An 11,918-nucleotide genomic window follows, 5' to 3' on the forward strand; every position below is an offset into this window, starting at 1 on the left:
AACTTCGCGACGTAGATCAGCCGGTGCTCGCGACCAGTGCGTACTCGAATCTCGCACACCCCGTCGCCAATACTCGCCATCGGTTTCCAGTCAGTCGGGTCCAACCCGAGCTCAAGACGGTACACTTCGTAACCCGCGCGAGCTCAAGCTTCCGCGGGGAACTCACGGATGCACCGCCGCGTCGAGCCTAGCCATACCGCTGGCTTGCTCATCAAATGGCACAATACAAGAACTTGTATTAGCCGGCAAGTCTACCATAACAATGCATGGAGCGGTCGGGCAATGGCGTCCTCGCGACGAGGACGGTCTCGTGCCCGCCGCTCATGCTTTCGTTATGCTTTAAGTGAGGAGTGATTGTGCCCCTGACACCATCGGAACGCGGAGACATTGCGGTTGCCGCGCGTGTCCTCGAAACCCATTGCCCTTCGGTGGACGACCGGCGCGCCATCTGTGCGCAGTTGATTCGTTCTGTTGGAGTCGCCAACCGACTGTCACCGCGGTCCTGGGCGACAACGCTTCAGGAGGACGGGTTCCGTCTCAATGTCGGAGCCGTAGAAGCATACTGGTTCTTTTCCGGCCGCACCGCAATCTTCGTCGTCGGAAGCGCGCCGCAGTTGTCACGGCCCAACGTCATCGTGGATCGCATGCGGTACGGGCACATCGCCCAGCAGCATTGGCGGATCACATTTCCCGTATCTTACACCGCGGAGATCGCAGCCGAATTATGGGACTCCCATAAGGAATATCTGGAGGAAGCGGCTCTCACGGCGGATGGTCGGCCTCGTGGAACCTCCTTTCATACGACCCATTCGGCAGGCTTGATCGACTATGCGAACAAGATCCCGGCTGCGTGACGGTGCTTACTTGGGTACCGCTAACCGATGTTTGCATAACAGCGCACGGAGCAGCCCGGCATGGGCGTTGGCCTCACGTCCGGCGCCTCGCGCCGGCTGCTCATGCATCCGTTGGGCAGCATAGTTGTCGCTCTCTTCGGGACGCGTTTTTTCTGCGTCGTTGCCAGCGTGCGAACTTTTCTAGGGTCTTGCCGGGTCCAAGCCCGGCGGCGCCTTGCACGAGCCGGGGCCCGGCCTACACTTGGCGGAATGTAGATGCGGAGCTGCGCCATGCACACGTTCAACGTCGTAATCGAAAAGGACCCAGATACATCGCTCTACCTCGGGTACGTCCCGGGCTGGCCGGGGGCTCACAGCCAAGGTGCGTCGATCGATGAGCTGCATGCGAATCTGCGGGAGGTCGTAGCAATGTTGCTTGAGGACGGCGACCCGGAGTTCGAGTCGGAGTTCGTCGGCGTGCAGATCATTCGCGTCGCGTAGTGGGAACAGTTCCGGTTCTAAAGCCACGTGAGGTGGCTGCGCTGCTTGAAGCGCTAGGCTTTCAGGAAATCCGACAGCGTGACTCGCACAAGCAGAGGTCATCGTGGAGCCGGACAAGACGGAACAGCTCATTGTGGTCATCACGGCGTACCCGATCGCGGAGTAGGCAACCTATGCAACAGCCGTATCTCGAAGTTACCTTTCGTCATGGCAAGCCCATCGCCGGCTACTACTATCTTCCGCGTCCGACCAAACAGAAGAGCTACCGCACGGAGAAGCTGAGTTCTGGTCTGCTCGTTGACTACAATCGCGCGGGGCGACCGATTGGAATCGAGATCACGGCGCCTGGCGAGATTTCGCTGACTGTCGTCAATCGGGTTCTGCGGCGGCTTGGGCAACAGCCTCTCCAGAAGCAAGAGCTGGCTCCACTGCTTGCCGCATAGGTGCCGAACAATGCATGGAGCGGCCGGGCAGCGACGTTGCAATCCATCGCAAGTCTGTCGCGCCCGCCGCTCATGCCCTCGTTCGGCTGACAAGCCGCTGGAGAATCATTGATAGTGGGGTACATCGGTTTGGTACTGGGGCTCCTGCTGTCAGCGTGCTCTGAGCAATCTCAAGTCAATGTTTTCGGGCCGGCTATCGTTCGAGTTGGCACGTCCTATGAACTTGCGCTTCCCCGAGCGATGGCCCATGCGATCGAGCGAGCCGTGCCCGGATTCGAAGTCGAGGCCCTCGCCTCGTATGACGCGGACGTGCAGCGGTACTACCGCATCACGGGCCGCCAAGTTCCGTGGGCTGTGGTTGCTGATTTTGACGGGGACGGCGCGCAAGATGTGGTAGTCGACGGCCACGTCGGCACCGTCTTCCACAGATTGGTCGTGTGGGGCGGCTCCGGTGGGTCCTACGCGTCGTCAGATTGAAGTCCGCTCCACTTGCTAGCCGCGTCGGTTGCCGAACAGCGCATGGGCGGGCTGGCCCTTGGCCGGACGGGATTTGCACCCGCTGGACGGCAAACGAAGTTTCATGGAGACATCGCATCCTCCAATTCCCATCGACCGGCATCGCTTGGTCGCACTGAAAGGCTCTGGAGACGCGCGAGGCTCCCGCCGACAAGCTCATCGCGCTCGAGAAGATGCTGGCTTCGCCGCGCAGGTTCACGCTTCCAAGGTGAAGGCGCACCAGGTCGCGCGCTCCGGCGGGCCGCCGGAGGAGTAGCGTGGGCAGCATTCCTGGCGCCGAGTGTGCCGATGGTTGACGAGAACCCTCCCCATCCGCTACAGCGACTGAGACGGCGAAAGCCGCCGGGGGAGAAATATGCGACATTCCGCTCAGGCCGTGGTCGCGGCGTTGTTTATCATCCTGGCACCCCGCATCGCCTCGGCGGACGCCGCTGCGGACTTGGCGGCGTGTCAGCGGGCCGTTGCCGACGCGAGTTCGAAGTACCAGGCGGCAGTCACCAACGCCGTCGACGGTTGTCTGAAGAAAATGTCGGTTGCCGTCATCGCCGGCGGGCTCGACACGAGCGCAGCGGCAACGAAGTCGGCCAAGAGGTGCGCGGCGGCGTTCCGAAAATTCGAGAACGCGATCAAACCGGACAGGGAGTTGGCGACCGTCTTCGACACCACGGTCGGCCGTGCGTGCAATCCCGCCGTCAATCCTGACCTCGAGCATGCGGAGTCCGACATCTGGCAGGTCGGAGCGACGACACTGGCGGCCGGCATCATCGGCAGCTACTGCAATGCCAACGTCGCAGGCCCTGCCACCATCGACAGCTTCGCTGGATGGCGCGACTGCCTTCGGTCGGCGACCGAGTGCGAGGCGCGCGAAATGATCGCAACGCGCTGGCCTCGGGTGCTCGAGTACCTGGCGGCGCTGAAGGTGGAGCTCGCAATGATTCCGGACACCGCCGATGCACTCGCCGCGTTGGCGGCTCTCGACGCTGCGCTCGAGGGAGCCACGGAAGACAACCGCCCGGAGATCGACTGTGCAAGACCGCGCGGGCTTCTCGTCACCGGTGCGATCAACTGTGGACCGGATCACGACTTTCTCACGAACGTCGAAGACATCTTGTGCGAGACGAATCCCAGGACTCTCCATGACGGGTTTTTCCGGTACGGAGTGCCATTCGATCACACCGACAATGGCGACGGCACCGTGACGGATCGCGTGACCGGCCTTACCTGGGAAAAACTCGACTACAGCGACGGAGTTCACGACGTCGATTCGTACGGAGACTGGGCAACCATGGTCTCTGCCAAGATCACCCAGCTCAACGCATCGTCGTTCGCGGGGCACAGCGACTGGCGAGTTCCGAACCGGCGCGAGCTCGAAAGCCTGGTCCGGGTCGGAATCCATGCCCCGGCCATCCAACCGGAATTCAACAACGGCTGCACAACAGGATGTTTGAACACCTCGTGCAGTTGTACGGCGTCGGCAGCGTACTGGTCCTCGACCGCTTATGCCGGCGATCCGTCCCATCGATGGATCGTGGACTTCGGTAGCGGCGTCGTCACTCACGTCGACAAGCACTCCGCACTCTACCGGCTGCGGGCCGTTCGCGGCGGCCTGGTGATCCCATGAAACGCCAACTCCAGGCCATGCTCTTTGTTGCGGCGATCCTGCTGCCGGCTGCTGGGTCGATCGCCGCGACCGCCGACGAGAGCCTGAGCAAATGCCAGATGGCGGTCGCGGCGCGGACAGCCAACTACGTCCGGTCCGTCGCGAAGGCCGTCGGGGAGTGCGTGGGCAATGTCTCGACGTCGGTCGTCCAAGGCGCTTCCCTCTCGGCGGCGGCGGGAGCGAACGCGGCGGGCTGCGCGTCCAAGCTTCGCAAGCTCCGGAACTCGAGCAAGCCGAAGAAGCAGCTCGACAGGAGACTCCGCGCCAAGATCGCTTCGGCCTGCGATCCTGCCGTCAATCCCAAGCTCCCGCACAGCGAGACCGACACCTGGGCCGTCGGCAGCAACACGCTCAGCGCGGCACGGCTTACCGAGTACTGCCTGAGGACTGGCGGCCCGACATCGATCGCGAGCGTCGACGAATGGACGAGCTGCCTGCTGGCGGCATCCGACTGCCAGGCCAATCAAGCCATCGCGCTGCGCTGGCCGCGCGCGCTGGAGTACCTCGAGGCCGTCCGGGCAGCGCTCGCGGCGATGACCGGAACGTCCGACGCCGTCGCTGTCATCGCGGAGATCGAGCAGGCGCTCGAAGGCGCGTGGGACGATAACGTCGTCGAGGGTACCTGCGCACCGTCGATCGGGCTGACAGCGACGGGACAGACGATGTGCGACCAAGATGACGGAACGTTCGGCGCCTGCCCCGGTCCCGAACGCGGCCAGGACGGTGAAGCACAGTCCGGCATCCACTCGCGCTTCACTGACAACGGCGACGGAACGGTTACCGATCGGGCAACCGGACTGATGTGGACGCAGAGCTCACGAGACGCTTGGGTGAACGACGACAGCAGGGTCGTACCGGGGTGGAACAGCAGCCTGACGCTGCATCGCAATGTGCCTGGCGCGAGCCCCAGCGGAGGTGACTGGATCCTTTGGGCGTTCGGCTTCGCCGGCTATTCCGACTGGCGTGCGCCGAACCGTCGGGAACTGGAGAGCCTGGTCGATCTCAGCCGTCACGACCCGGCCATCGACCCCGTCTTCCATCACGACTGCACTCCCGGTTGTACTCTGGACGAATGCGCCTGCACGGCCTCAGGTCCGTACTGGACGACGACGCACGCCGAGGACTCGCCGCATTCATGGGCAGTCGACTTCGCCGACGGCTCCGTCGTTCAGGTCTCGCGAGACCAGGCTCTGCCGGTACGCGCGGTTCGCGGAGGAAGTACGAATTTCGGAATTCCACTGGGAAAGCCGACCATACGACCGATCGACATCAAATCCCCCTGGAAGCAGTCCTGCGTGCTGATCACTTTTGTCGGAACCGACCTCGACGGCAGGTGCTTTCGCGGGCTTCACATCGTTTCCTCCCCCCAGAACGGCTTTCTCACGGAGTTCGTTTCCGGCGTCGCAACTCCGATCCAGCGGGACATCGACGCCGACGGATGTCCGTACAACGGTAAACAAGACTGGCCGCCGGGATCGGAATACGCCATGACTCCCTTCGGCCACAACTTCCATAGGACACTCTGCTACGTGTCGTTCAGCTCCACGTTCACAGGCACCGACTCGCTGACTTGGCAGATGGTGGATTGGGAGGGCAACGTCAGCGACCCTGCGGTTCTCACGATCACCATCTTCGAGCCTTGAATCGTCGCGGCTTCCGAGAGGGTGTCGGCCTGACCGCCGCTCAGCTCTTCGTCCGCGCCGCCGACGGGCGTGATTTTCTCGCTCGAGTTGACGCGGGACGTGAACACGATGCTCCCGCTGCTGGTCGCGGTACCGGTGGCGCACGCGTTTACTGCGTTCGCGACGTCCATCTCGGCGACCTCTGCGCTCCACAGAACGTGCGCGTATCCGGCCGGGCGGCTTCGGTGCAGCGCCGCGCGCCGGCGAGTCTGGGGACGCGTGGAGCAGCGCGGCGCCGCAAGTCAGGCGTGCAAGAGGTGCGTCGGTCGGCTAACAACACCAGGAGCGGACGGGCAGGGACGGCGGCGATGATGGCGAGCGTCTTCGCGCCCGCCGCTCAGGTACTCGTTCGGCAGAATGGTTGTCGTTCGTATCGATATGTTCGCTTTCCGCGGTGCCGCAAGAGGACCCGGGCAACAGGAACTGCCGTTCCATCATCCGCTATGGCCCTGCCCGTGCCCGGAACGTCAAGTGCTGTTGTAGGGGGCGGCGCCGTCTGCTGATCGCACACGGGCTGGCGAGCGAGCGCCAGTCGATCGCCCGTCAGCTTCCGAGCCTGCTGATGCCGGAAGCAAAGCGCTGTTGAACAGGCACTGCCGCATGCACATCGAGCCATACCACCCCGACCACCTGGCGCAGATCATCGCTCTCTCGCTGCGGGCGTGGGCGCCGGTGTTCGCGTCGCTCGAGAAGGCGATGCCGCCGGCGCTCTACGATCATTTCTATCCCGATTGGCGCGACAGCCAGCGAAAGGTCGTCGAGAAGACGTGCATGGCCGAAGATTCGACCGTCTGGGTCTCGCGCGTCGGTCAGCAAGTCGTAGGCTTTGCTGCGTTGAAGCTGGATGCCGAGGACGGGATGGGCGAGATCTACATGATCGCGGTCGACCCGGATCATCAGCGATCCGGCGTGGCCACTGCCTTGATGCAGCACGCGCTGGCTTGGATGAAGCAGCGGGGCGTTGCCGTGGCCATGGTCGAAACCGGCGCCGACCCGGGACACGCGCCGGCGCGACGCACCTACGAGAGCCTCGGCTTCAGCGAATTTCGGGTCGCTCGCTACTTCCTGAAGCTGTAGCGCCGCCGCGCCGCACCGACCACGGCCCCGGTCAGCACTCACCGCCGTTGGCCGTGCACCGCATCACCACCCGCCGCCGCGACACGAACCGATGGCCACGCCGCACTGAGCCGCTGCCGCGCGTGCCTTTTCCAAAGCATCCGGGCATTGTCACCGCAGGCGCACGCTGCTGGAGACGGCCTCTTCCCGCTCGGCGCGCCGGACCGCGACGGGCACGGAGGCACTTCATGGCAACCACGACGAGCACGGCATCGGAGTCGCCGATGGACTTCTGGGGCATCGTCCTCGGCATCTTCTCGCTCGGCAATCTTGGCAACGCCTTCTGGATGCTCGCCAGCCCGCCGAACTGGTACGAGAACCTCCCCGCGGGCGTTCCAGACTTCGGGCCTCTCAACGAGCACTTCGTTCGCGACATCGGCGCGATCTATCTGATGATCGCGGTGGCGCTGGCGGTTGCTGCCTTCTCCCGGCGCTGGCGCTTCATCGCCACGGCTTCGGTCACGGTCTACCTCGCACTGCATGCGCTCGTGCACGTGCTCGACACGCTGCGCGGCCTGGTCGGTCCCGAGCATTGGCTCATCGACATGCCCGGCGTCTACATTCCGGCGATCCTTCTCGCGTTCATCACATGGAAGGTGGCCGACCAGCCGCGCTGACCTGGCCGCGCCTGCTCGCGGCGGTCGCATTCGGCGGCTATCTGGCCGTCACCCCGTTCCTGCGCTACTCGAGCTACGGCCATTCGAGCATTCCCCACGGCAATCACGCCGCCCGTCACGGCGGCCAGCTTGCCATGATCGGCGATCATCACGTCGAGCTGCGACGTGCCGATGGACGGGTGGAGGCGTTCGTCAGCGACGCTTGGCGCCGTCCGGTGCGTCCCCGCAGCGGCCGAGTACGCTTCGACGGCGGTCGCCGTGCACCCATGCAGTGGGACAGCTATCGCATGACGGCTGCGGACGTTGCCGCATCGAGCGCAGTGGCCGTAACGATCGAGCTCAACGACGGCACCGAGCTCACCGCCGACTTCGACTTCACCTCGCTCGCCAACGATTGAACGGACTGTGCAAGGCGCGTGAGCGGAGCACGCGCGGCCGCTCACGCCTGCATGTTCAACGTCATGTCGCGCGTGCCGACTCGGCAGCGTTCAGCGGACCGAACGCACACTCGCTTCCACTGCTGAAGACCGCGCCCTCAGTCCACGATCGCCCGCCCATCCTTCAGTGCCAGCCACCCGCGCCCGATCCGGTACACGACCCACAGCCCGATGAGCACTGCGGCAAGGAACAGCGTCAGGAAGCCGAGACCGAACAGCAGGATCAGTGGCGCCGAGACCAGCGCAGCCAGGATCATCCACAGCAGCGCCAGCCAGAAGGTCCGGATCTGCCAGCGGAAGTGCGTTTCCAGGTAGGTGCCGGCCGCATCCGAGCGCCGCACGTAGTTCATGATGACGGCTATGATCGAGGGCAGGCCAAACACGAAGCTGCCCACGATCGTTGCCGGTCCCGTGATGCCGATCAGCACCGACAGCGCATGCAGCGCGTAGACGGCGTGCGTGTAGGTGACGAGCGAGGGATCGGCGCCGCCATGGACCTCAATGGTGTGGGACGCACGAGGATCGACATCATTGACCATGTCCGACTTGTACGCCCGACACGGCGGCGGCTTCAACCCCGCGGGCAGAAGCCGCGGGCAAAAGTCCTGCTACTCAGGCGCACCCTCGGCCACCTCGGCCGCCGGACGCTCGCGCGAGATGATCAGCACTCCCGCCAGGATGATCGCGCCGCCGACGGCGGCGCGCGCCGATATCGTCTCTCCCAGAAGCAGCCAGGCCAGTGCGATGGAGAAGACAGGGATGGAGGTCAGCACGACAGCCAGCACGCTGACGTCGAGAAGCTCCTGGCTGCGCGCGTACACGACGTAGACGCCGATGGTGCACAGCACGATCAGCGCACCGAGCATCATCGTCGCGTAGGCGCCGCCGTCGCCTTGCCATGCGCTCGGCACCGCGAGGCCCGGCATGGCGGTCAGCGTTGCGGCGCCGAAGATCGGTGCCATCAGCTGAAAGATGCTGCCCGTGCGATGCGCACGCCGCTGCGCCACGGCGTAGAGCGACCACAGCAGGCCTCCGAGCATCACGAGCAGGTTGCCCGTTAGATACTGCGCGGCGACGACGTCGCCCAGGGCGGCGCCTTCGGTTGCCACGTACAGCGTGCCGAAGAGCGTGATGGCCGCGCCGGTTGCGCTGCGAGGCGTCAGCCGCTCGCCGAGCAGCCACAGCGCAAGCAGGATCGTCGCCACGACCTCGACGTTGACGACCAGGCTGGCAAGGCCCGCCGTCGTCAGCTTGACGCCGTGGTTGTAGACGAGGAAGTCGGCGCCGAGCGCGACGCCCGCGATGGCCGTCCAGCGATCGCGCGGCAGCCAGCTCGTGCCGGGCCCGCCGAGGACACGGAAGAAGACGGTGGTCAGCGCCAGACGAACGACGGAAATCACCTCGGGGCTGTAGCCGTCGAGCGCTCCCTTGATGGCCACGGGCGTCAGCCCCCACAGCGTCGCTGCCAGCAGTGCCAGAGCCAGCCCCACCGCTGCGCTCTAGCGCGCGCGCCGCCCGGTGTCACGATCAGCGCTGACGATCCGCAAGCTGTGGCGCGCTCTCGTGCCTCTGCTCGCCGGCCAGCGGCGGCGTGAGCGCCAGTGGTTTACTCGCGCCTACAATCCGAACGGATACGTCTCCGGAACGCCCTCATGCCTCTGCTCGCCGACCAGCGCGGTGACGGCATCGGTCTGGTCGAACCAGACGTAGGCATCGAACTGCCGCGGAAGCGCGGCATCGAAATAGTGGCTGAGCAGCTCGGTGTCGGGCCGGTAGATGACGCCGATGGCGCGCTCCAGGCGCGGCTTCAGCAGCTTGCCGCGCAGTTCCCTGTGCACCCCGCTTCGAAGGTCGAGCAGGAAGCGCCGCGTGCCGCTCTCGTGGCAGAGCCGCTCGTAGCTGTCGCGGTGCGCGGGCCGCACCTGCTTGATCTCCATCGGCCCGTCCCAGTCCGTGGCTGCGGCAACCGTCCCGTGGTCGGTGCCGAAGCCGATGAGCACCGCGCGATCGGCAAAGCGCTCGCGGCACAGTTGCCCGATGTTGAGCTGCTCGCGAACGATGCCCATCTCCGTGGCCGCGGCGTTGCCGACGTGCGAGTTGTGCGCCCACACCACGGCCCTCGCATCGGGTCCGGCGGCCGAGAGCAGATGCTCGAGCGTCTCGAACATGTGCCGGTCGCGCAGGTTCCAGGAACTCGCCGACCCGAAGTACATGACCCGGTAGTAGCGCTCGGCCGAAGCGATCAGGCGCGCGTTCTGCGCAGCATCGAGAAAGCTCTCGCCGTCGTGACGGACGTAGTCGAGCCTGCTCGCCAGCAGCTTCTGCAGCGTCTCGACCACCGCCTGCTCGCAGGGCGCGTAACCGGCGGTCAGCGCCGCGCGGCCGTAGACCTGCGGGTCCTTCTGCCACGGCGTCAGGCAGCCGTAACGCTCGCGCGCCACCCGCGCCGCTTCCGGGTCGATGCTGTCGAGGTAGGAGATCACGGCGTGAATCGCCGCGTTCATGTTGTACAGGTCGAGGCCGTAGAAGCCCGCCCTGTCGCCGTGCGGCCGCGCCGAATTGCGCTCGCGCAGCCATTCGATGAAGTCGTGCACCTCGGCGTTGCGCCACATCCAGGTCGGAAAGCGGCTGAAGGGCGGATCGTCGCCGATGGACGCGGGCGGCTTGTGACGGACGTAGCGGTCGATCGCGGCGGCATCGGGCCAGTCCGCCTCCACGGCCACGATGCGGAAGCCGTGCCTCTCGATCAGGCGCCGCGTGATGGCCGCGCGCGCCTCGTAGAACTGAGAAGTCCCGTGCGTCGCTTCACCGAGCAGCACGACGCGCGCGCCGGCGAAGCGGTCGAAGAGAGAACCGAACGCCGCATCGTCGACGTCCGGCAAGGGCTCGGCCGTGCTAGCGATCAGCTCGGGCACGGATGGCTCACGCGCAGGTTTCTTCGCAGGGGGCGGCGCCTCCTGTTCGGGAGCGCACCAGCCGTGCTCACCGATCAGGGGGACGAACGCCACCGCGCCGAGGTCTTCTTCGTCGTACTCGGCGTCCGAGACGCGCACGATCTTGAGGAGCCGCTGATCGCGCGGAGCCTCGCCCACGGGCATCACCAGCCGCCCGCCGATGGCGAGCTGCTCGAGCAGAGTCTGCGGAATGTCCGGACCGCCGGCTGCCACCACGATGGCATCGAAAGGTGCGGCTTCGGGCCAGCCGTTGGTGCCATCCCCGCAGCGCACGCCGATGTTGTCGTAGCCCAGCTTCTCGAATCTCTCTTGCGCGATCTCGGCCAGGGCCGCGTGACGCTCGATGCTGTAGACCTCGTTGGCGATCAGGCTCGCGACGGCGGCCGCGTAGCCGGACCCGGTACCGACGTCGAGGACACGGTCGGACGGCGTCAGCTCGGCTGCCTCGAGCATGAGCCCGACGATGTAGGGCTGCGAGATCGTCTGGCCTTCCTCGATCGGCAGCGGCGCGTCCTCGTACGCAAACTCTTCGAACCCCGGCTTGACGAATGCCTCGCGTGGGACGGCGCGCATCGCGTCGAGCACCCGGGCGTCGGTGATCCCGCGTCCGGCGATCTGCCTGCTGACCATGCGGCTGCGACTGTTGGAATAGTCTCTCATGCGTCGCCTCCTACGGATGCCGGAGCTTCGTTCGCGTCGACTACGCACCCGGGCTTTGGCCCCGTCAACGCATTTCCCCGCGCGCAGCCCTCTGCGTGGTGGCGAACGACGGCCGCGCACATCTTCAGGTCACTCGCCTGGTGTGCGGACGCCCATGCGAGCGGCAGTTTGTATCCCGGGGTTTGACGAATGGCGGCAGCGGCGCGAAGGATGGACCTTCCGATCGTCGTCATGCACGGAGGCATTCCATGTCCAGATGCGAGAACTGCGGAAACGACTACGACAAATCCTTTGAGATCCGGTGGCAGGGCACGGCGCACACGTTCGACTCCTTCGAGTGCGCAATCCACGCACTGGCGCCGACGTGCGCACACTGCGGCACCCGCATCGTCGGTCACGGCGTCGAGGCGAGCGGCGAGATGTTCTGCTGCGCCAACTGTGCGCGGCATGACGGACATCACGAGCTGAAAGACCGCGCGCACTAGCGGGCTGCCGCTCC

At 65.3% G+C, this 11,918-nt stretch carries 13 protein-coding genes; 10 read left to right on the plus strand and 3 right to left on the minus strand.

Annotated features, from left to right (window positions below):
* Positions 1-356: 356 nt before the first annotated feature.
* The 9 genes from VEC57_11515 (at position 357) to VEC57_11555 (ending at position 7,766) form a co-directional block, all read left to right on the plus strand.
* Positions 357-854 (plus strand): hypothetical protein, encoded by a 498-nt coding sequence (locus tag VEC57_11515; GenBank protein ID HYB99747.1) that lies wholly within the window; start codon positions 357-359, stop codon positions 852-854.
* A gap of 270 nt (positions 855-1,124) precedes the next feature.
* Positions 1,125-1,334: a type II toxin-antitoxin system HicB family antitoxin gene (locus VEC57_11520; protein HYB99748.1), complete on the plus strand. Its 210-nt coding sequence runs from the start codon at positions 1,125-1,127 to the stop codon at positions 1,332-1,334.
* Positions 1,335-1,507: 173 nt separating this feature from the next.
* A complete protein-coding gene (locus VEC57_11525; protein ID HYB99749.1) occupies positions 1,508-1,777 on the plus strand; it encodes a DUF2283 domain-containing protein in 270 nt (89 codons plus the stop codon).
* A gap of 240 nt (positions 1,778-2,017) precedes the next feature.
* Entirely contained in the window at positions 2,018-2,254 is a 237-nt protein-coding gene (locus VEC57_11530) for a hypothetical protein (GenBank protein ID HYB99750.1), read from the plus strand.
* A 394-nt stretch (positions 2,255-2,648) separates the two neighbouring features.
* Positions 2,649-3,914, plus strand: coding sequence for a DUF1566 domain-containing protein (locus tag VEC57_11535; GenBank protein HYB99751.1), 1,266 nt, complete (start codon positions 2,649-2,651; stop codon positions 3,912-3,914).
* Positions 3,911-5,596 carry a DUF1566 domain-containing protein gene (locus tag VEC57_11540; protein ID HYB99752.1) on the plus strand — a complete coding sequence of 562 codons (1,686 nt, stop codon included), beginning with the start codon at positions 3,911-3,913 and terminating at the stop codon, positions 5,594-5,596. The genes VEC57_11535 and VEC57_11540 overlap by 4 nt, the downstream gene beginning before the upstream one ends.
* 639 nt (positions 5,597-6,235) lie before the next feature.
* On the plus strand, positions 6,236-6,712 hold the full coding sequence (locus tag VEC57_11545; GenBank protein ID HYB99753.1) for a GNAT family N-acetyltransferase: 477 nt from the start codon (positions 6,236-6,238) through the stop codon (positions 6,710-6,712).
* A 227-nt stretch (positions 6,713-6,939) separates the two neighbouring features.
* Complete coding sequence (locus tag VEC57_11550; GenBank protein ID HYB99754.1) at positions 6,940-7,368, plus strand: hypothetical protein; 429 nt, start codon at positions 6,940-6,942, stop codon at positions 7,366-7,368.
* Positions 7,341-7,766 (plus strand): hypothetical protein, encoded by a 426-nt coding sequence (locus VEC57_11555; GenBank protein HYB99755.1) that lies wholly within the window; start codon positions 7,341-7,343, stop codon positions 7,764-7,766. The genes VEC57_11550 and VEC57_11555 overlap by 28 nt, the downstream gene beginning before the upstream one ends.
* 137 nt (positions 7,767-7,903) lie before the next feature.
* Here VEC57_11555 and VEC57_11560 read toward each other — a convergent pair whose 3' ends face one another.
* The 3 genes from VEC57_11560 to VEC57_11570 all read right to left on the minus strand — a co-directional run bounded on the left by VEC57_11560 (position 7,904) and on the right by VEC57_11570 (position 11,419).
* Positions 7,904-8,344: a hypothetical protein gene (locus VEC57_11560; GenBank protein HYB99756.1), complete on the minus strand. Its 441-nt coding sequence runs from the start codon at positions 8,342-8,344 to the stop codon at positions 7,904-7,906.
* 69 nt (positions 8,345-8,413) lie between these two features.
* Positions 8,414-9,295, minus strand: coding sequence for a DMT family transporter (locus VEC57_11565; protein HYB99757.1), 882 nt, complete (start codon positions 9,293-9,295; stop codon positions 8,414-8,416).
* Between the two features lie 126 nt (positions 9,296-9,421).
* Positions 9,422-11,419, minus strand: a complete 1,998-nt coding sequence (locus tag VEC57_11570; protein ID HYB99758.1) for a protein-L-isoaspartate(D-aspartate) O-methyltransferase — start codon at positions 11,417-11,419, stop codon at positions 9,422-9,424.
* Positions 11,420-11,667: 248 nt separating this feature from the next.
* Between VEC57_11570 and VEC57_11575 the strand changes: the two genes are divergently transcribed.
* Positions 11,668-11,904 carry a hypothetical protein gene (locus tag VEC57_11575; GenBank protein ID HYB99759.1) on the plus strand — a complete coding sequence of 79 codons (237 nt, stop codon included), beginning with the start codon at positions 11,668-11,670 and terminating at the stop codon, positions 11,902-11,904.
* Positions 11,905-11,918 lie beyond the last annotated feature (14 nt).

It is taken from the genome of Candidatus Limnocylindrales bacterium, from assembly GCA_035626395.1.
Taxonomy (GTDB): Bacteria; Desulfobacterota; Binatia; order UBA1149; family CAITLU01; genus DASPNH01.